Consider the following 19,469-nt stretch of genomic DNA (forward strand, 5'->3'; position numbering starts at 1 on the left):
ACAGACCTGGGGACGGATGGCTGCAGGGCCGTCCGGACATCCGGGCCGGAGGGAGGATCGTGGGCTTCATGAGGAAGAACAAGGTCATCACGGCGGACGAGGCGATCGCGCTGATCCGCGTGAACGACGTCGTGACCACCACGGGCTTCGTCCAGAGCTGCATCCCGGAGGCGCTGCACGCCGCGCTGGAGAAGCGCTTCGTCGAGACCGGCTCGCCCCGGGGCCTGACCCTGATCATGACCGCGGGCGCGGGCGACAGCAAAGGCCTCGGCACCGGGCGCCTGCACCATGACGGCCTGCTCTCGCGGGTCATCGCCGCCAATTTCGGCCGGATGCCCAAGGTCGCGCAGGCCGCGCAGAACAACCTGATCCGCGGCTACAACCTGCCCCAGGGGGTGATCTCGCAGCTCTACCGGGCCTGCGCCGCGGGCCAACCCGGCCTGTTCTCGAAGGTCGGCCTGCAGACCTACGTCGACCCCCGCCACGGCGGCGCCAAGGTCAACACCCTGACCACGGAGGACATCGTCAAGCTGGTCGAGGTCGATGGCGAGGAGTGGCTGTTCTACACCGCCACCAAGATCGACGTGGCCTTCATCCGCGCCACCTCGGCCGATCCGTCGGGCAACCTCTCCTACGAGAAGGAGGCGTTGACGCTGGATTGCCTGGCTCAGGCCATGGCGGCGCGCAACAACGGCGGCATCGTCATCGCCCAGGTCGAACGGATCGTCGAGGACGGCTACCTGCTGCCCAAGGACGTGCGCGTGCCCGGCATCCTGGTCGACTGCGTGGTGGTGGCCGAGCCCGAGATGCACCGCATGAACTACGGCGTCATGCACGATGCCGCGCTCGCCGGGGAGATCCGCGTGCCGGTCACCGGCATCAAGCGGATGCCGCTCAACGAGCGCAAGATCATCGCCCGCCGGGCCGCCTTCGAGCTTCCGCCGAACGGCGTCGTCAATCTCGGGGTCGGCGCGCCGGAGGGCATCTCGTCGGTGGCCAACGAGGAGAAGATCACCCCCTACATCACCCTGACCACCGAGGCCGGGGCGGTCGGCGGGGTGCTGGCCTCGGGCTCGAGCTTCGGGGCTGCCACCAACGCCGACTGCATCATCGACCAGAACCAGATGTTCGACTTCTACGACGGCGGCGGCCTCGACATGACCTGCCTCGGCATGGCCGAGTGCGACGAGGCCGGGAACGTCAACACCTCGAAGTTCGGCGGCAAGCTCAACGGCTGTGGCGGCTTCATCAACATCTCGCAGAACGCCCGCACGGTGGTATTCGCCGGCACCTTCACGGCGGGCGGGCTGGAGATCGCCGTGGACGATGGCGTCGTGCGGATCGTCAGCGAGGGCCGGGCGCGCAAGTTCGTCACCCGGGTCCAGCAGAACACCTTCTCGGGCCCCTACGCGGTGGAACGCTCGCAGCCGGTCCTCTACGTCACCGAGCGCTGCGTGTTCCAGCTGACCGCCGACGGCCTGGAGCTGATCGAGGTCGCGCCCGGCATCGACATCGAGCGCGACATCCTCGCCCACATGGATTTCAAGCCGGTGGTGCGCAATCCTGTGCTCATGGACCCGCGCATCTTCCGCGACGAACCGATGGAGTTGCTTTCCGACCTGCTCAACCTCGATCTGTCCTCGCGCATCAGCTACGACGGCGAGCGCAACATCCTCTTCATCAACCTGGAAGGCTGGTACTGCCGGGTGAAGAGCGACATGGACGAGCTCCGGATGAGCATCGTCGGGGCCTGCCGCAAGGCCGGCCAGCGGGTCAACGCCGTGATCAACCACGACGGCTTCCGTCTCAACGAGAATCTGATCGACGACTATGCCGGGATGATCCAGTATCTCCAGGCGAACTACTACGCGACCACGACCCGCTACGTCACGAGCGCGTTCCTGCGCCTGAAGATGGAGGAGGCGCTGACCCGGCGCGGCGTCGCCCCCCACGTGTTCGAGCGCAAGGAAGAGGCCCAGGCCTTCCTGGGCACCACCGACGCGAAGGCACGCAAGCGGATCTCACCGGCGGTCGCCTCGGCGGCGTAGACGGATTAGTACCCCCGCCCGGCATCGACGCCCTGCGGCGGCTGACCGGTGCTGCGGTATTCCCGCAGGTTGGCCGCCACCGTGGTGGCCGCCGAGTCCATGTCGGTGGGGCCGGAGATGTGCGGCAGCACGGTCACGCCCAGATGGGTCCAGAGCGGGGATCCGGCCGGCAGAGGCTCGGTGTCGAATACGTCGAGCACCGCGTGCGACAGGTGACCGGAATCGAGGGCGGCGATCAGGTCGTCGGTCACCACGATCGGACCACGGGCGAAGTTGATCAGCGCCGCCCCGGGCTTGAGCGCCGCGAGCCGCGCCGCGTTCACCAGGCCGCGCGTCTCCGGCGTCAGCGGCACCAGGCAGACGAGGATGTCGCAGCCGCCGAGCATCGCCCCGAGGCCGTCCGCACCGTGGAACGTGGCGATGCCCGGGACGGTCTTCGGCGTCCGGCCCCAGCCGGTGACGAGGAACCCCGCGCCGACGAGCCGCCCGGCCGCCGCGGTGCCGAGCTCACCGAGGCCGAGCAGGCCGACAACCGTGTCGGCGGGCTTGCGGTAGGGATGCGGGCGCCAGACCCGCTCGCGCTGCTGGCGCGCGTAGGCGGGCATGTCGCGCTGGAGATAGTGGGACCAGGCCAGCACCGCCTCCGCCATGGCCCGGGCCATCTCGCGATCCACCAACCGGACGATCGGGAGCGGCCGGTCGAAGGCACCGACGAGCTTCTCCACGCCGGCCCACAGGCTCTGCACCCAGACTAGGCCCGGCAAGGCGGCGATCTCCGCGGGATCGGGGTTGGCCACGATGGCGACCCGCGCGGCCGCACGCTCGGCCTCCACCATCAGCCGGAACGGAACCAGCCGCTCACCCGGCATCGCGGCCGACAGGACCTGCAGGTACTCCGCCTCCTGGTCGGGCCCCTTGCAGCCGACCAGCGCGACAACCTCCGCCATATCCGAACTCCGTCCACGCTGCGGCTCATGCCCGATCCGGCCAATGCAGCCGCTGTGCCTGGCCGGATCGCGATCGCCAAGCCCGGCGGCGCCTTGCTTTCAGCGGGCCTCGATCAGCGCCGGGTAGACCAGGCGGACGCTGCGGCGGTCCTCGGGGATCGCGGTCGCGATGCGCTTGCGCAGGCTGCCGGTGGTGATCGGCACCGCGACCTCGGTGGGCCGCAACCGCCACCGCTCGGCCGCCGCCATCTGGACCCGCGGCTTCGGCCGCTCGAGATGGCGGTCCGCGCCCTCCGTGGGCACGGTGGCGAGCCCGGCCAGGGTCACGACGGCGAGCAGGCCGTAACGGGACCGGCGCAAGGGCCGGGAGTGAGGCGACGGAGCGAACATGACAGGGAACCCGCGTGGACACGCCAGCTGTGCCCATCACGCGTGAAGACGGGATCGAACCGAATCGATTCCCAACCTGTTCCCAACACCTGCGTCGAGTCGCGGTAAACACCGGGTCTTGAGGCACGGTAAACAGACCCATCGGGAGGACGCGCGAGCATGGCGAGCAAGGTTGAGGGGGGCGCCGGGACACCCGAGCGCGCGGAGATCGGACGCGTCATCGACACCGACATCTCCGCGCGCCTGGACCGGCTGCCATGGGGTCGCTTCCACGTGCTGGTCATCGTGGCGCTCGGCATCACCTGGGTCCTCGACGGGCTCGAGGTCACGCTGGCCGGATCCCTGGTGGGCGCCCTGCGCCAGCCGCCGATGTCGTTCTCGGAGTTCGACGTCGGCCTGGCAGCCTCCTGCTACCTCATCGGTGCCGTGACCGGCGCGCTCGGCTTCGGCTGGCTGACCGACCGGATCGGCCGCAAGAAGCTGTTCTTCATCACCCTGGCCCTCTACCTGGTCGCCACCGCGGCCACGGGGCTGTCCTGGAACGTCGCCAGCTTCTGCGTCTTCCGCTTCTTCACCGGCGCGGGCATCGGCGGCGAGTACACGGCGATCAACTCGACCATCCAGGAACTGGTCCCGGCCCGGGTCCGCGGCTGGACCAACCTGGTCATCAACGGCTCGTTCTGGATCGGCGCCGCGCTCGGCTCGTTCATGTCGATCGTGCTGCTGCGGCCCGAGGTGATCGATCCGGCCTGGGGCTGGCGCGTCGCCTTCTTCACCGGCGGCGCCATCGGCCTGGTGATCCTGCTGCTGCGCACTTGGATCCCCGAGAGCCCGCGCTGGCTCGCCACCCACGGCTACGCGGCGGAAGCAGACCGGGTCGTCACCGGGATCGAGAAGCGCTTCACCGACGAGGGCGTCACCCTGCCGCCGGTGGACGAGAGCAAGCGCATGAAGGTCCGGACCCGCGACCACACCCCCCTGTCGGAGGTGTTCCGGGCCCTGTTCGTCACGAACCGGCTGGCCACGATGGTCGGCCTCGCCCTGATGGTCGCGCAGGCGTTCTTCTACAACGCGCTGTTCTTCACCTACGCCCTGGTGCTGGAGCGGTTCTACGGCGTGCCGGGCAACAGCGTCGGCTGGTACCTGTTGCCCTTCGCGCTCGGCTCGTTCCTCGGCCCGCTGCTCCTCGGGCGGCTGTTCGACACGATCGGCCGGCGCCAGATGATCGCGTTCACCTACGGCATCTCGGCGGTGCTGCTGGTGGCCGTGGGCCTGCTGTTCCGGCTCGACGTGGTCGGTCCGGTGGGACAGACCGCGGCCTGGATGGTGGTGTTCTTCTTCGCGTCCGCCGCGGCGAGTTCGGCCTACCTGACCGTCTCCGAGACCTTCCCGCTGGAGATCCGGGCGCTGGCCATCGCGGCCTTCTACGCGGTCGGCACCGGCATCGGCGGCGTCTCGGGCCCGTTGCTGTTCGGCAGCCTGGTCGAGACCGGCTCCCGCGACTGGGTGCTGTTCGGCTACGGGATCGGCGCCGCGCTGATGCTGATCGCCGCGGTCGTCGGCGGCGTCTGGGGTACGGCCGCGGAGGGCAAGTCGCTGGAGGACGTCTCGAAGCCGCTCGCGGCGGCTTAATCAGCCGCCAACCGACAGCCGGGTCTCGTTGCGTTCGTCGCATCGCGATCCGGCTACGCAGAGGGAAGCTCATCCCATCAGATCAGCCTGATCGGCCCTTCATAGCGCGCGATGATCCGATCGGCCGTGACCAGTTCCAGTCCCTCAATCAGAGCCTGCGCGATCAGGAGCCGATCGAACGGGTCTCGGTGGATGGGAGGTGGACGGGAGACCGCGGATGCGTGGGCGCCTGTGACGGGCAACTCGATATAGCCGTTGTTCATCAAGCCTTCCCGCAGGCTCTTCGCATCGACCTGGAAATCGTCACGGCCCAGCCCGCTCTTGATCGCGATCTCCCAAAGACTCGCCGCGCTGAACACGAGCGTATTCGCAGGGTCTTCGATGAGGCGGCGTGCAACCGGTGTCAGGCGATCGGAACCTGCTGCAGCCCAGAGCAGGATATGCGTGTCGAGCAGGTCGCTCACCGGTCTTCGAACGACGCCGCGATGTCGTCACGGCCCATCTGGTCGAAATCGTCGGGGACGTGGATGCGTCCGGCTAGAAATCCGATCCGTGACGTCTCGACGGATGTCGGCGCATCGATAGGCAGGACCCGCACCAGAGGCCGGCCGTCTTTCGCGATGATAAACGGCTCGCCCAAAGCCGCCTGTTCGACCAAGTGCGGCAGGTTGGTCTCGGCGTCCTTCAGATTGACCGTTCGCATCGATCCGGTCCCTGCCCTATCCGTCCGCCGCATCGCGCGGCGCCATCCTGGCATCGTAGGCCGTCAGCCCTCACTCCGCCACACCTGCCCGTGGTAGACGAAGCGCCGACCCTCGTTGGCGAGGGCCGCGAGCCCCCGGAAGGCGGGATCCTGGACCGTGATGACGCTGGTCGGGATCTGGCGCATCATCTCGGCGAACGGCGCCTTGCGCTCGAACGCGTCGCGAAACCCGCTCTCCTCCAGAACCTTGACGATGCGGGGGGCGATGCCGCCGCCGATATAGACGCCGCTGGTGGCCAGGAAGGTCAGGGCGAGGTCGCCGCAGACGCGGCCGAGCAGACGGCCGAACAGCTCCAGCGCCTCCGCGGCGTGCGGGTCGGAGGCGTTCAGCCCGGCCTCGGTCACCGCCGCCGGATCGATCTTGTCGTGCGGCCGGCCGGTGCGGACATGCGCCACCGCCGCGTGCAGCCGCGCCAGGCCCGGGCCCGACAGCACCGCCTCGACGGTCACGCGTCCCTCGACACGCTCCAGCGCGTGCCAGATCTTCTCCTCGAAATCGTCCGCCGGGCCGATATCGGTGTGCCCGGCCTCGGTGGAGACGATCGCGAGATGGGCGGCGTAGGGCACCAGGGCCGCCGCCCCGAAACCGGTGCCCGGTCCGAGCACGACCCGGGCGCCGCCCGGCACCGTCGGACAAGGCCCGACCGGCGTAAGATCGTGGGGCTCGATATCGGCGGCGCCGGCCGCGACCGGCACGTAATCGTTCACAACCACCGCCGAGGAGAGCCCGAAATCCTTCGCGATGCGCTCGCCGGCAATCTTCCAGTGGGCGTTGGTGAGTTGGACCTCCGGACCGTCGATCCGACCGGCGATCGCCAGGATCGTCGAGCGCGGCGCGGGCCCGGCATTCCCGCCCTTGGCCAACGCCGCCTTGATGGCGTGGGACGGGTCCGGATGGTCGGCGGTCGCCTCGTGCGACAGGAGCTGGGGCTCGGCGCCCGACTCGGCGATCAGGCCGAAGCGGGCATTCGTGCCACCGATGTCACCGATCAGAACCGGAAATTCGAACATCGACGCGTAGCCTTTTCCTGAGCGGGCTCACCGCGAGGCAGGCCGCGTGCCTGCCGCCGTGCCGCGAATGATAGGGCGGGTTCAGGCCGGCGGCAGGGCTTCTGGATCGATGCGGCCGCCCGCGGCCCAGTCCCGCAGCAGGGCCCGGACGGCGGCCGGGTCGGGCAGGCGCCGGGTCGCCACGGTGTCGCCGTCGCCGACCCGGACCGCGATGCCGCCATCCGCGTTCACGGACGCGAAGGCGATCTCGTCGGTCCGGTCGTCGCCGAAGAACACCGGACGGCGACCCGCGTAGGGGGAACGCTCCATGAAGGCGCGGATCGCATGGGCCTTGGTGGCTTGGGCCGGCACGATCTCGCCGACCGCCTTGCCGAGCTGGAGTCGGTAGGCGCCCCCCAGCGACTCGGCCGCGTCCTTGACAAGCACCTCGGCCCGGCCGGCATCGTCCGCGCTCGCCAGCCGCCAATGCACCGCCACCGAGGCGCCCTTGTCCTCGATCAGGACATCGGTGAGCGCCCGGCTCTCTGCATGAAGACGCTCGACCTGACGGCGCAACTCCGGATGATCCTCCGCCCGCACGCCCGACAGCGCCCCGCCGACCCGGCGCTCGACGCCGTGAAGCCCGGCCGCATCGAGGTGCGAGGGTGCCAGGAAGCCGTCGATCACCGAGACCGGCCGGCCGGTGACGATCGCCAGTGCCCCGCCGAGCCGGTCGCTCAGCCGCTCCAGGGCCTCGACCAATCCGGGCTCGACCTGCACCGCGTCCGGCCGCGGGGCGATCTCCGCAAGGGTGCCGTCGAAGTCGAGGAAGAGGGCGATGTCCATCGCGGTCGGTCCCGGGCCGTGAATGTCGGCCCCGGGCTAGCACGCGGCGGCCGTTCGCGGAACGGTGACCCGCTTCAACCTAGCGTTCAATATGGATACGATATACGTCGAAATCGTCATGGCACGTCCGCTCGCACGCCCCATTCCCGATCCGATCCAGCCCGGCCAGGAGAGCGTCTGGGATTACCCGCGGCCGCCGCGGCTGGAGCGCGTGATGGAGACGCTCCGGGTGGTGCTCGGCGGGGTAGCGATCGCGCAGACGGGCGGCGCCTACCGGGTGCTGGAGACGTCCCATCCTCCGACCTACTATCTGCCGCCCGGCGACGTGCTGGCCGGCGCGCTCTCGGGTCCGCGCCGCGGCGGCATCTGCGAGTGGAAGGGTCAGGCCGTGCTGTTCGACGTGCATGGCGGCGACCGGCTGGCGCCCAGCGCCGCGTGGTCCTACCCCGATCCGACGCCGGATTTCGACGCGATCTCCGGCTACGTCGCGTTCTACGCCCTGCCGATGGATGCCTGCTTCGTCGGCGCGGCGCGGGTCACGCCCCAGCCCGGAACCTTCTACGGCGGCTGGATCACCCCCGGCATCGTCGGCCCGTTCAAGGGCGGCGCGGGAACGATGGGCTGGTGATCCCACCGGGGCACGCTTTATCCTCCTGATCGAGCCGCACCGGCCGAAGGAGACGACATGAGCGCGCTGACCGAGATCGACCCGAAGGGCGCAGGGCTCAGCCCGGTGGGGCTCGCCCGAATCGCGCCGTGGATGGACCGGCTCGTGGCGGAGGGTCGGCTCGCCGGCCTGTCGGTCACCGTGGCACGGCGGGGCCGCATCGCCTTCGCCCGCGCCTGCGGACAGGCCGACCTCGCCCGCGGAACGCCGTTCACCCTCGACAAGGTGACGCGGATCTACTCGATGACCAAGCCGCTCACCTCGGTGGCGGTGATGCAGCTCTACGAGCAGGGCCTGTTCCAGCTCGACGATCCGGTCGCCCGGGTGCTGCCGGACTTCGCCGAGATGCGCGTGGCCGTGGGCGGCAACAGGGCGAAGCTGGAGACCGAGCCGGCGCGTCGTGCGATCACCGTGCGCGATCTCCTCACCCACACGGCGGGCCTCACCTACGGGTTCATGGAGGCGACCCTTGTCGACGCGCAGTACCGCGAGCACGGAGTGGATTTCCTCGCGCCGGAGGGCAGCCTCGCCGACATGACCGCCCGGGTCGCCCGGATGCCGCTGCTCGCCCAGCCGGGCAGCGCCTGGAACTACAGCGTCGCCACCGATGTGCTCGGCCAGTACGTCGCCGCCCTCACCGGCCGACCGTTCGCGGATTATCTGCGCGATGAGGTGATCCGCCCGCTCGGGATGGTCGACACGGATTTCCACGTCCGGCCCGAGCTGATGCCGCGCTTCTGCGCGACCTATGCGTATGACCGCGCGCGCCAGCTCAGGCTGTTCGACGATTCCGTGGACACCACCTTCGCGAAAGTCCCGGCCATCGCGTCCGGCGGCGGCGGACTCGTCTCGACCGCATCGGACTATCAGCGCTTCTGCCGCATGATCCTCAACCGGGGCACCCTCGACGGCAACCGCCTGCTCGGCCGGAAGAGTGTCGCGTTGATGCTTGCGAACCATCTCACGGGGGATCTGGCGGCCATGGGCACGCCGCGCTTCGCCGAGACTTCCTACACCGGGATCGGGTTCGGCCTGGGCTTTTCCGTGATGCTCGACCCGGCCCGGGCCCAGATTCTCGGCACGCCCGGCGAGGTCGCCTGGGGCGGCCTGGCCTCGACGGCCTTCTGGATCGACCCGGCCGAGGATCTCTCGGTCGTGCTCATGACGCAGCTCGTGCCGTCCTCGGCGCTGCCGATCCGGCGGGAGCTGCGGGTCCTGACCTACGCGGCGCTCGACGATTGAGCGCCGCCGGAGCATCGTGCGGTCAGACGGTTCGAACCGCGACGATGCTCCACCCCGATCATTGCGGAGCCGGCGCGTCCGCCGCGGCGGGCTTGGCCGACGGCTTCGCGCCCGCCTTGGCGGCGGGCTTGGGCGAGCCCGTGGCGAATTCCGGGTCGCTGCGCGGGCCGTTCGGCGCGTTGGTCGCGCCGGCGAGCTGGCCGGGCAGGAGGTCGACGACCTTGTTCCAGGTCTGCGACTTGCACAGGAAGGCGATCAGGCAGCCCCGCACCGTCAGTTCGTTCGGCGCGTCGGTCCAGATGGTGACGTCGTAGGACTTGCCGTCCTCGGAATTGTAGATCTTGCCCTCGTAATGGGCGTCGGCGTTCGGCTTCAGGCCCAGGATGAGCTGGTGGCCGAGCGAAGGGCGCGCCTGCTTCTTCGGATCCGGGTTCTTGAAGTCGACCCGCGGCTCGCCCTTGTCGTTGAGCGGCACCTTCAGCCAGACCACGTAGCCGCACAGCCGGTCGTTGGCGGCGCCACACTTTTCGAGGCGGACGCGGGCGCGGCCGTCTTCGGTGATGTAGGTGCCGCTGGGGTCAGCCGGTGTCGCGGCATGCGCGGGCGACCCAAGCGCGGCGAGCGCCAGGGCCGCGAGCGGCGCGACCCGCCGACCGATCGAAGAAACCATCATACCCGAACTCCCCTGCCTCGCGCGCCCCGAAGGAACGAGACCGACCGCCTTGCGGACGGCCCCCGCGCTCGCGTCATCGCGCTCTCGCCGGGCCGAGCACCGGGCGGCTTGCGCGTCCTGCCCGCCGTCTCTCGCGCGAAGTTGTCCGCATCATGACGGCGCAGCCTAGGGCTGAGCCACGATGACCAGTCTTCGTGCCGATAGCCGGCCGGTCAGGTGCGGGACGGCGGAGCGCTCCGGCCCGGTCCGAGCGGCCGCTGCATCAGGGTCACGTCGAGCCAGCGATCGTGCTTGTAACCCACGCCCGCCAGGGTGCCGACCGGCGTGAAACCGAAGGCGGCGTGGAGCGCAACCGACGCGGGCGAGTCGCTCTCGGCGATGACCGCGACCATGGTTCGGCCGCCGATCCGTTCGGCTTCGACGATCAACGCGCCGAGCAACGCTCGTCCGACGCCCGTACCCCGGGCCGACCGAGCGACGTAGATCGAATCCTCGAAGGTCGAACGATAGGCCGCGCGCTGGTGATAGGGACCGGCATAGGCGTAGCCGGAGACCGCGCCACCGCTGATCGCCACGAGGTAGGGAAACCCGCCGTCGCGCAGGACGGCGAAACGGCGCCCCATCTCCGAGACGTCCGGCGGCTCCAGTTCGAAGCTCGCCGTGCCTGTGCGGACGGCCTCGCCGTAGATGGCCGCAATCGCCGGGATATCGGCCTGGGTCGCGGGGCGGATGGCGTGACTCATGGCCCGAACATACGGCTGCCGGAGCCGAAACGGCAATGCGCGACCACCCCGTGGGGCCGGGTGATCGCGCGCGGGTCGTCACGGGTGGATCGCGGTGCAGGACGGCGCGGGGATGGACGCCAGTCCGGCGCCGCGATCGCGGCGCCGCGCGTCCCGATTACTCGGCGGCGGACATCTCGGCGGTGAAGTGGCCGCACCAATCCTTGGAGGCCACCACCGGCCACAGGCCCTTGGACTGCGGAGCCGGCTGGCTGACCGGCGGGTTGAAGCGGCAGAGACCCTCGTCGCCCTGCGCCTGGGCGCCGTTGAGCTTGTGGTCGTCGAAGAAGCGGCAGCTCTCGCAAGCGGCGTTCGCGGTACCGGTCATCGTCTCTCTCCGTCGTCGCAATGGCTTGCGGCAGGGACCGATCGCTGGCCGCCCGCCTACAGTTCTTAATTAGAACAACTCCAATAAGCGGTCAAGGGATCGCCGTCATCGGACGTCGTCACCGATCGGGTTTCGGCCCCGCCGACCGAGCCCCCCTTCAGAAACGCGTGAAGCCGGATCCCCGGCTGGGGATCCGGCTTCACAAGGCCGTGCCGGTCATCTCGGATCACCGCCGCGCCGGTCGCGGCGCAGCGGTGCTTGCGGGGATGCGATCAGCCCTGCTTGTCCTTCTTGTTGGCCCGGTGATGGCCGATCGCGCAGCCGGCGGCGGCGCCCATCTTGCCGTGTCCGGCCATATGGCCGGCGACGCCGCCGACCACCGCCCCCTTGAGACACCCCTTCGCCTCGGCGGGGGCGCCGATCACGAGAGCTCCGATCGTCAGCGCGGAGGCCAGTGCGATCCGATACGTCATGGTGTTGTCTCCTGTCGTGTCGGTTGAAACGGCCTCGCGGCACGACCCGTTCCGCAACCCGACAGACGGCACACTACCGCGCCAAGCCCATCACGAGCCGGAGCAGGTCCGATTGCCGGGTCACGCCGGTCTTGGCGAAGATCGCCTTGAGCTGCGAGCGCGCGGTGGCGGCGGTGATCGCGAAGCGGCTCGCCGCCTCCGCGAGGGTGACACCGTTGGACAGGGCCTGGGCGAGGCGCGCCTCCGCGGGGGTCAACCGGTAGGCGGACTGGAGGACGAAGGCGGCGGGCACCGGCATGGTCCCGGGAATGCTGGCCATCAGCAGCGTGCTGCCGCCGGCGAACAGGCCGCGGCTCGGGCCGACTAGCGGGACCACGTGGAGCACGATCGGCGAAGCATCCCGGCGGGCCACCACGATCGCGGAGATCGGGGCCCGCCCGGACGGCCGCGACAACGCCTCCAGCTGGCGTGCCGCCTCACCTTCCTCGACGGCGAGGCGCCCACCCGCGAGCTTCAGGTCGCGGCCCAGAAGCGCCCCGAACGCCGTGTTCCAATGCACGGCCCGCCCCTCGGAATCGAGGATCATGGCCGCTCGCTCGATGATGTCGAAGGCCTGCGTCAGGCCGGCGAGGCGCGCCTTCTCGACCATCGCGGTGAGGAGTCCGGCCCGCCGGAGCAGCGGCGACAGGGTCGCCAGGCGCGCCTGCTCGTGCGGCTCGTACAGGCCCTGCGCCACCGTCCGCTGCAGCGCCAGGCACCAGAGCCGGCCCTTCACCTCGAAGCCGATCCCGGCGAACCAGCGCAGCCCGCTGGAGGCCAGCAGGTCCTGATAGAACGGCAGCCGCTGGATCTCTTCGGGCGTCGTGAAGTCCTGATCGACCGCGATGCCGCGGGCGCGGATCATCGGCATGCCGCGGAAGCGGTGATCCTCCCGGTGCCAGCCCTCCTCGAAGTAGCGCTTCGAGGATTCGGCGAGCGACGCCGTGGTGAGCGCATCCAGGGCCGTCCGGTCGGTGCGCAGGAGCAGCGCGCCTTCGCTCCCGGACGCCAGCGACACGCGCTCGATCAGATCGGGCCAGCGCGCCGGATCGACCACCGCCTCCTCCAGGTCTTCCTGAAAGGACGCCTCGAGGTCGTCGCTGAGGCGCGCGAACAGCGCGGGGTTCAGGCCGGGCATGGCGCTCGACTCCGGGCCGGTGAATGCCGGCATTCAGGATCGCGCCGCCCCGGCCTCGTCTGAATATCCGAGGCGTTTCGATCAAGTTCTTGTTATCCGAGAGCTCAAGCTTAAGCAAGGATCTGAAGAGATACGGATTTCGATCAAACCTATTGATTGATCGACAGTCATCACGCTCTCTGCGTTCCGTTCGAACACCGGTCATGGCTGGATCGGGCGCGGCACGCGTCGTGGTCGCGTGCCCGTGGTGGGACAGCGCGTGATCTACGGGGCGGCAAGGATCCTGAAATCCGAGCGTGACCGTTCCTTAAGATCCATGTGCAAGCAGGGTCGTTCCGGTAGCCGGCACCGCCTCCGAGCAACGGCCGCCTCCGGCAGGCCGACGCGTCCGGCGCGCTCCTGTCTTGGCCAGGCGCCATGCCCGGCCTCCGCAGTTTGCCACAGGCCCGTTTTCACAACTTCTGATAGAGTTGAGCGGGGCGAGCTTCAAGCCTCGTTAACCAAACCCGTCGATTGTATCGCTCTGCGCGGTTCGATCACGAGTTGTCATCGGACGGGCGCAGTCGAGCATGGTGCGGCTGAAGGTCGATGGCGTTTTCCCTGTCTGCGTTCCTCGGCGCGGCGACCCGGCGCGCCTCCCGGGCATCCAGCGTCGCGGATCATCCGCGATGCCGTGCCGCCGCGCTGGCGGTCCTCGCCTGCGCACCGCTTCTGAGCGGTTGCATGTCCGGCAAACCCCGCTCGGCAGGGCGGTCCGGCCCGGACGTGACCCAGACCGGCTCGATCGCCGATGCGGTGCCGCCCTCGGTCGTCGCCGCCGCCGAGGAGGAGGTCGGGCGCACCATGCGCCTGGGGCTCGCCAACTACCGGCTCAATGTCGGCGACAACCTCGAAGTGTCGTTCCTGATCGACTCGAGCGTGGTCCAGCCGACCTACCGCCTCAACCCCAGCGACGAGTTCGACGTCGATTTCCGCACCCACCCGGAATACAACCGTACGGTGATCGTCCGACCGGATGGCCGGATCTCGCTGCCGGGCAAGAACGGCATCAAGGTCGCCGGGCTGTCGCCCGAGGCAGCCGCCACGCTGATCAAGAGCACCTACGACGACGTGCTGATCGACCCGGTCGTCACGATCATGCTGCGCAAATTCAGAACCGTGACCGATGATTTCCGCGATCTCACCCAGCGGGCCGATATGGGCCGCGTGAAGGTCCTGGCGATCGAGCCCGACGGCAAGATCAACCTGCCGATGGTGCCGCCGGTCCAGGCCGCAGGCCGGACCGTGTCCGAGGTCGCCAGCAACCTCACCGCCGCCTACCACCGCCAGCTCGCCACGGTGAGCACGAGCGTGCGACTCGCAAGCCTGGTGCCGGCCAACACCATGGTGTTCGGCGAGGTCCGGGCCCCCGGGCCGGTCACCCTGCAGGGTGCCCGCACGCTGGCGCAGGTGCTCGGCTCGGCCGGCGGCATCCTGCCGACAGCCGCGGGCGATGCCGTCCGCATCATCCGGTTCGATGGCGGGGCCGCGGGCAGCGTCCGCATCGTCGACATCGGCGAGCCGGGGCTGGCCGACTCGATCATCGTGCCCCCGAACGCCACGGTCTACGTGCCGCCCTCGCTGCTGGCGAAGACCGCCCGCGCCGTCGACCTCGTGGTCCGCCAGATCCTGCTCTTCAACGGCACCGGCTTCGGCGTGAACTACATCACCGGCCCGTCCGCCAACACCTCCACCAGCGCCACCGTGAGGTCCGGGACGTGACGAAGTCCGACATGTCCCGGCCCGACCGGGCCGCCCCCGAGGACGTCGAAGGCCCCGCCTTCGATCTCCGCGACGCCCTGGCGGCCCTGTTCCGGCACATCCGGCCGGCCCTGCTGATCCTGGCCGCCGCGATCCTGGGCGCCGGCATCTACCTGCTGCTGACGCCCGCCGAGTACACCGCCGACGCCAAGCTGATCATCCGCCTCGGTCGCGAGAAGTCGGCCGCCCCGGTCCAGGGCGGCGCCAACCAGAACTACATGTTCTCCGAGCGCGCGCAGAACGTGAACAACGAGGTCGAGATCCTGCGCGACCCGAGCATCGTGCGCGACGAGTTCGCGGCGCTGAAGGCGATCACCCCGACCGGCGACCTCGGCCCGCCCCCCGCGGACTGGATGGATTGGCTGATCTACCAGGGCCGGGTCGCCATGCGCGGGGCCAAGGCGGTCAAGAACTGGGTCGTGGACACGGCCCGCATCCCGTTCGAGACGCTGGGCCTGCTGCGCCACCTCAGCCCCGACGAGAAGCTCTACGAGGCCTATCTGGCCTCCTTCAAGGTCGTGTTCGTCAAGGAGACGGACGTGATCCTGACCGGCTTCACCTGGACAGACCCGAACTTCGCCGCCCAGGCGCTGAACCGGCTGCTCGATGCCTATAAGCGCCGTCACGTCGAGGTCTACGCCGACGAGACGCCCGCCACCTTCTACCAGGGCAAGCTGGAGCGGGCGCGCGCCGACCTCGCCGCCATCGACGCGCAGCTGGCGACCTCCCTGAAGGGCAACAACACCGCCAGCTTCGAGATCGAGCAGCAGAACGATCTCGGTACGCTGTCGGACCTCGCCCGGCAGAAGTCGGCCGCCCAGATCGAGCGCGAAGGCGTCGAGTCCCGGCTCAAGCGAACCCGCGAGACCGGGCCCGACCGCTGGCAGCCGACGCCGCCCGACGCCGACCCGACGGTGGCGGCCTTCGACACGCGCTGGGCCGATCTCAGGACCAAGCGGGCGGAGATCGCCGTCCGATTCAGGCCGACCGCCCCCGAATTCATCAGCCTCGACCGGGACCTCATCGCCCTGACGCGGCAGAAGTACCAGGCGCTGATCGCCGCCGACACGGCGCGGCTCGCGGTGCTCGCGGAGAAGATCCAGACCATCACGGGGATCGAAGCGAGCCGCCGCAAGGCCGCCATCGGCCAGAGCGACGCGGCCCTGGCCTACGGCCGGCTCACGCAGCAGAAATCCCTGCTCAGCGACGAGATCAACGACACCCAGAAGCGCATCGATGCGTTGCGCACCGGCACCGGGCTGGACGCGCAATCCGTGACCTCCTCCGCCCTGGTGGCGCGCGCCGTGCCGCCGCGGCTGCCCTCCGGCCCGAACCGGCCGCTGATCCTCGGCCTCGCGGCCGGGCTCGGGCTGCTCGCCGCCCTGGCCTACGTCGCCCTGGCGGAGATCCTCGCCCAGACCTACCGCAGCGCCGCCGAGGTCGCCCGCTCCCTGCGCGTGCCTGTCCTTGCCGCCGTTCCGCTGCGCTCCGGCGCCGAGCGGCGGCCGCGCTTCGGAGGAGCCGCCGCATGATCGCCGCCAACGCCCCGATGATCGACCCGGCCGTGCTCGAGCCGGCCCTTGTCCAGCTCAGCCGTTACGAGACCCGGCTGCGACGGGTCGGGATCACCGCGGTCCAACCCGGTGAGGGGGTGAGCACGCTCGCGCGCGAACTCGCCGGCGCCTATGCCCGCCGCGGCCGCACCGCTGCGCTGATCGAGACCAACTGGTCCCGGCCGTCCCTGGCCGCGGCCTACGGGCTGGAGGGCCGGCCGGGCTTCGCCGACATCGTCGCCGGGGACGTGGCGCCGAGCCTCGGGGTCCACCCGGTCGCCGACGGCCTGAGCGTCGTGCCGGCGGGGAGCGCCGCGGCGATCCGGAAGGCGACCCTGGACGACGGCCGCGTCGAGGACTTCCTGGCGCTGGTCGACGACCGCTTCGACCTCGCCATCCTGGATTGCGAACCGATCACCGAGATCGGCGACGCGGCGGCGCTTTCGCCCTTCGTGGACGGGTTCGTCGTGGTGATCGGCGCCGAGCGCACGCGCCGGGCCGTGGCGCAGCGGGCGCTGGCCGACCTCAAGGCCGCGGGCGGCGCGCCGCTCGGCATCGTCCTCAACGGGACCCGGCGGCCGATCCCGAAATGGCTGTACCGGTGGCTCGGATGAGCGGCGCCCCGGTTCGCGCACTCCGCGCCCTGCCGGTGGCCGGCCTCGGCCTCGCGGCGGCGGCCGGTGCCGTGGCGCTGAGCGCCGCGCCCCTGAAATTCGCCGTGGTCGGGTTGGCCGCGGCCTTCGGCGGGGTCGGCGCCCTGATCGCCGGGCAGCGCTACCGCCTGACGCCCCTGCTGCTGGTCGCCCTCGCGGTCGGGCTGACCGTGAAGCTCGATGTCAGCTTCTTCCAGCATTTCGAGGCCGTCGGCCAATACCTGCCGAGCATCGGCGGCGGCGCCGGACTGACCGTCAGCGTGGCGCTCCTGGTGGCGCTGACGCTGATCCTGTCCAAGCTGACCGGCATCGGCGAGCGGGTCTCGGGGCTGCGCCTCGACCGGCCGCTCGTGCTCACGCAGCTGGGCTTCCTGACCGCCGGCCTGCTCTCGCTGGCCAACGCCCCCGACACCGCCTACCTGTGGTTCGATGCCTGGCGGTTCCTCGGGCTGCTCCTCGTCTCGGTCGCCGTCTCGAACCTGTCCGGCGCCGATATCCGCACCCTGGCGCTGGCGATCTGCGCGCTGTGCCTGGTGCAGACCGCGGTGGCGGGGCTGCAATACGTCTCCGGCTCCGAACTCGGCCTCTCCGTGCTCGGCGAGGAGCAGATCGTCGAGGAGAACATCAACTTCTCCGCCCAGCGCCGCGCCGGAGGCCTGAAGGTCCACCCGAATATTCTCGGGTACTATTACGAGTTCGTTTGGCCGCTGGCACTGGCGCTAGCCCTCTCTCGGGGCCCGAAACTCCTGCGCCTGATCGGCGCCGCCGGGGCCGGTTCGGCCGTCGTCGGCGTGGTGCTGACCCTGTCGCGCGCCTCCTGGCTGACCTATCCGCTCTCGGCGACCCTGGTGATCCTGCTGGTCTACAGGGACCGGCTGTTCTCTCGGGCGAGCCTGATGGTGTTCGCCCTGCTGGTCGTCGTGGCCGGGATCGGGGCGATCTATGCCGGGCCGCTGGTCTGGGAGCGCCTGACCGCGGATGACGGCGGCTCGGCGGCGCAGCGTGGGCCGCTCAACGCAGCCGCCCTGGCGCTGTTCGCGCAGTTCCCGTTCTTCGGCGTCGGGCTGAACAATTTCGGCAACCAGTTCGCGGTGCTCGATCAGACCGGCCTGTCCCGCCTCGCCGGATTGTTCGACCGCTCGAACCACGTCGTGCACAACCTGCACATCCTGATCCTCACCGAGGTCGGGATCGTCGGCTACACCGCCTTCGCGCTGGTCTTTTCGGTCGGGATCTACCGCGGCTTCCGGGCGGCTTGGCGCGCACCGGTGGGCGATCCGCTGGCGGCCATCGCGGCCGCCTGCGCGGTCGGACTCATCGCCCACCTGCTGCACGGGCTCGTCGATCCGGGTTTCCGCCTGAACCTCGGCATCGCCGAATTGCTCTACACCGGCCTCGGGCTGATCGCGGGCGTGCGGGCCGCGCAGCGCCGTGCCGCCGCGGAGGTCGGCGGCGCGACGCGCGCGCTCTCCGTGCCGGATCATGGATCCGCGACTTCGCCGGGCAACCGTCCGAGGCCGCCCGCGACCCCGAACCGTCCTGCCCTCGGATCGCGGAGAGTTCGACCATGAGCGGCATCGGCCTCAGTGTCCTGATCGTCACCTACAACACCGGCGCCGACATCGAGACCTGCCTGCGCCTCCTCGCGGCCAGCCGGATCGACCGGTCCTACGAGGTGATCGTCGTCGACAACGCCTCGTCGGACGGCACGCCGGAGCGGATCGCCGGCGCCTTCCCGTGGGTGCGGCTGATCGCCGAGCGGACCAACCACGGCTTCGCGGGGGGCAACGCCGTCGCGCTCGCTGCGGCGCAGGGCGACACGATCCTGCTTCTGAACCCCGACGCGTTCCTGCGCGACCCGGAGGCGCTAGCCGGAGCGCTGGCCCATCTCGACGCGCATCCCGATGTCGGCGCGGTCGGGCCGCGCCTGATCTTCCCGGACGGCCGCCATCAGGTCGGCGATGCCGGCTACGAGCCGCGCCCGCTTTCGACCCTGGTCCACGCTGCCGGGCTGTCCGGGCGCTTCGGCCTGCGCGGCCTCTACCTCGCGAGCCGGCAGGCCCGGGGGCGCGAGGCCCTGGACGTGGACTGGGTCTGCGGCGCGTTCGTCCTGATGCGCCGGAAGGCGGTCGAGGCGATCGGTGGCCTGGAAAGCACGCTGTTCCTCTACGGCGAGGACGTCGATTGGGGCTGTCGCCTGCGCGATGCCGGCTGGCGGGTCGCCTACCTGCCGGGGATCGCGGTCGTCCATCTCCAGGGCGGCTCGGCCGGCACGCGCTCGGCCCGCTGGCTCGACGGGCTGGCGGGGATCTACCGCCTGCGCAACGCCGGCCGGCTCCTGTCCTCGCCGGCCTTCTTCGTAGCCCCGCTGCGCCTCGGCTTCACCCTGCGGGCGCTGGCCTACAGCCTCGCCGGCCGCCTCGGACGGCAGCCGGAACTCGCCCGCAAGGCCGAGGACATGCGCAGGTTTTCCAACCATCTGCGCAGTCTTCGAGGCTGATCGGC

General features: G+C 70.2%; 21 protein-coding genes. 10 read left to right on the forward strand and 11 right to left on the reverse strand.

Translation table 11 applies throughout. The annotated features are described in order from the left end of the window. Positions 1–68: 68 nt before the first annotated feature. Positions 69–2,048 carry an acyl CoA:acetate/3-ketoacid CoA transferase gene (locus tag MFF40_RS14630; protein WP_147855070.1) on the forward strand — a complete coding sequence of 660 codons (1,980 nt, stop codon included), beginning with the start codon at positions 69–71 and terminating at the stop codon, positions 2,046–2,048. A 5-nt stretch (positions 2,049–2,053) separates the two neighbouring features. Here MFF40_RS14630 and MFF40_RS14635 read toward each other — a convergent pair whose 3' ends face one another. Beyond that, positions 2,054–2,995: a 2-hydroxyacid dehydrogenase gene (locus MFF40_RS14635; protein WP_147855069.1), complete on the reverse strand. Its 942-nt coding sequence runs from the start codon at positions 2,993–2,995 to the stop codon at positions 2,054–2,056. Positions 2,996–3,094: 99 nt separating this feature from the next. After that, positions 3,095–3,355, reverse strand: a complete 261-nt coding sequence (locus MFF40_RS14640; protein ID WP_238261014.1) for a hypothetical protein — start codon at positions 3,353–3,355, stop codon at positions 3,095–3,097. Positions 3,356–3,544: 189 nt separating this feature from the next. Between MFF40_RS14640 and MFF40_RS14645 the strand changes: the two genes are divergently transcribed. Beyond that, on the forward strand, positions 3,545–5,017 hold the full coding sequence (locus MFF40_RS14645; protein ID WP_147855068.1) for an MFS transporter: 1,473 nt from the start codon (positions 3,545–3,547) through the stop codon (positions 5,015–5,017). Positions 5,018–5,094: 77 nt separating this feature from the next. On the opposite strand, the gene MFF40_RS14650 is transcribed toward MFF40_RS14645, so the two are convergent. The 4 genes from MFF40_RS14650 to otsB form a co-directional block, all read right to left on the reverse strand. Next, positions 5,095–5,481, reverse strand: a complete 387-nt coding sequence (locus MFF40_RS14650; protein WP_147855067.1) for a type II toxin-antitoxin system VapC family toxin — start codon at positions 5,479–5,481, stop codon at positions 5,095–5,097. After that, on the reverse strand, positions 5,478–5,720 hold the full coding sequence (locus MFF40_RS14655) for a type II toxin-antitoxin system Phd/YefM family antitoxin (protein WP_138910056.1): 243 nt from the start codon (positions 5,718–5,720) through the stop codon (positions 5,478–5,480). The genes MFF40_RS14650 and MFF40_RS14655 overlap by 4 nt, the downstream gene beginning before the upstream one ends. Before the next feature lie 63 nt (positions 5,721–5,783). After that, positions 5,784–6,791 carry a glucokinase gene (locus MFF40_RS14660; RefSeq protein ID WP_147896658.1) on the reverse strand — a complete coding sequence of 336 codons (1,008 nt, stop codon included), beginning with the start codon at positions 6,789–6,791 and terminating at the stop codon, positions 5,784–5,786. An 81-nt stretch (positions 6,792–6,872) separates the two neighbouring features. After that, positions 6,873–7,616 carry a trehalose-phosphatase gene (otsB, locus tag MFF40_RS14665; protein ID WP_238261016.1) on the reverse strand — a complete coding sequence of 248 codons (744 nt, stop codon included), beginning with the start codon at positions 7,614–7,616 and terminating at the stop codon, positions 6,873–6,875. Positions 7,617–7,734: 118 nt separating this feature from the next. On the opposite strand from otsB, the gene MFF40_RS14670 reads away from it, so the two are divergent. Both MFF40_RS14670 and MFF40_RS14675 read left to right on the forward strand, forming a co-directional pair. After that, positions 7,735–8,244, forward strand: a complete 510-nt coding sequence (locus tag MFF40_RS14670) for a DUF427 domain-containing protein (protein ID WP_147896656.1) — start codon at positions 7,735–7,737, stop codon at positions 8,242–8,244. 57 nt (positions 8,245–8,301) lie between these two features. Continuing rightward, positions 8,302–9,525: a serine hydrolase domain-containing protein gene (locus tag MFF40_RS14675; RefSeq protein WP_238261019.1), complete on the forward strand. Its 1,224-nt coding sequence runs from the start codon at positions 8,302–8,304 to the stop codon at positions 9,523–9,525. 58 nt (positions 9,526–9,583) lie between these two features. On the opposite strand, the gene MFF40_RS14680 is transcribed toward MFF40_RS14675, so the two are convergent. The 5 genes from MFF40_RS14680 to MFF40_RS14700 all read right to left on the reverse strand — a co-directional run bounded on the left by MFF40_RS14680 (position 9,584) and on the right by MFF40_RS14700 (position 12,958). Next, complete coding sequence (locus tag MFF40_RS14680; protein WP_238261021.1) at positions 9,584–10,198, reverse strand: DUF2147 domain-containing protein; 615 nt, start codon at positions 10,196–10,198, stop codon at positions 9,584–9,586. Positions 10,199–10,410: 212 nt separating this feature from the next. Beyond that, on the reverse strand, positions 10,411–10,941 hold the full coding sequence (locus MFF40_RS14685) for a GNAT family N-acetyltransferase (protein WP_238261024.1): 531 nt from the start codon (positions 10,939–10,941) through the stop codon (positions 10,411–10,413). Positions 10,942–11,098: 157 nt separating this feature from the next. Then, complete coding sequence (locus tag MFF40_RS14690) at positions 11,099–11,308, reverse strand: hypothetical protein (protein ID WP_147855581.1); 210 nt, start codon at positions 11,306–11,308, stop codon at positions 11,099–11,101. Between the two features lie 272 nt (positions 11,309–11,580). Then, complete coding sequence (locus MFF40_RS14695; RefSeq protein WP_147855580.1) at positions 11,581–11,781, reverse strand: hypothetical protein; 201 nt, start codon at positions 11,779–11,781, stop codon at positions 11,581–11,583. Positions 11,782–11,854: 73 nt separating this feature from the next. Continuing rightward, positions 11,855–12,958: a helix-turn-helix transcriptional regulator gene (locus tag MFF40_RS14700; RefSeq protein ID WP_147855579.1), complete on the reverse strand. Its 1,104-nt coding sequence runs from the start codon at positions 12,956–12,958 to the stop codon at positions 11,855–11,857. Here MFF40_RS14700 and MFF40_RS14705 point away from each other — a divergent pair. From MFF40_RS14705 to MFF40_RS14730, 6 genes are all read left to right on the forward strand, one after another. Beyond that, complete coding sequence (locus MFF40_RS14705; protein WP_238261026.1) at positions 12,957–13,118, forward strand: hypothetical protein; 162 nt, start codon at positions 12,957–12,959, stop codon at positions 13,116–13,118. The two genes, MFF40_RS14700 and MFF40_RS14705, sit on opposite strands and share 2 nt — an antisense overlap. Before the next feature lie 563 nt (positions 13,119–13,681). Then, positions 13,682–14,719, forward strand: a complete 1,038-nt coding sequence (locus tag MFF40_RS14710) for a polysaccharide biosynthesis/export family protein (protein ID WP_238261027.1) — start codon at positions 13,682–13,684, stop codon at positions 14,717–14,719. After that, on the forward strand, positions 14,716–16,290 hold the full coding sequence (locus MFF40_RS14715) for a Wzz/FepE/Etk N-terminal domain-containing protein (protein ID WP_238261029.1): 1,575 nt from the start codon (positions 14,716–14,718) through the stop codon (positions 16,288–16,290). The genes MFF40_RS14710 and MFF40_RS14715 overlap by 4 nt, the downstream gene beginning before the upstream one ends. Then, entirely contained in the window at positions 16,287–16,925 is a 639-nt protein-coding gene (locus tag MFF40_RS14720) for a CpsD/CapB family tyrosine-protein kinase (RefSeq protein ID WP_147896651.1), read from the forward strand. The genes MFF40_RS14715 and MFF40_RS14720 overlap by 4 nt, the downstream gene beginning before the upstream one ends. Then, a complete protein-coding gene (locus MFF40_RS14725; RefSeq protein WP_238261031.1) occupies positions 16,922–18,535 on the forward strand; it encodes an O-antigen ligase family protein in 1,614 nt (537 codons plus the stop codon). The genes MFF40_RS14720 and MFF40_RS14725 overlap by 4 nt, the downstream gene beginning before the upstream one ends. Then, positions 18,532–19,464 (forward strand): glycosyltransferase family 2 protein, encoded by a 933-nt coding sequence (locus MFF40_RS14730; RefSeq protein ID WP_147856694.1) that lies wholly within the window; start codon positions 18,532–18,534, stop codon positions 19,462–19,464. Before MFF40_RS14725 ends, MFF40_RS14730 begins: the two co-directional genes overlap by 4 nt. Positions 19,465–19,469: the final 5 nt, after the last annotated feature.

This window comes from Methylobacterium mesophilicum, from assembly GCF_022179445.1.
GTDB classification, from domain to species: Bacteria; Pseudomonadota; Alphaproteobacteria; order Rhizobiales; family Beijerinckiaceae; genus Methylobacterium; species Methylobacterium mesophilicum.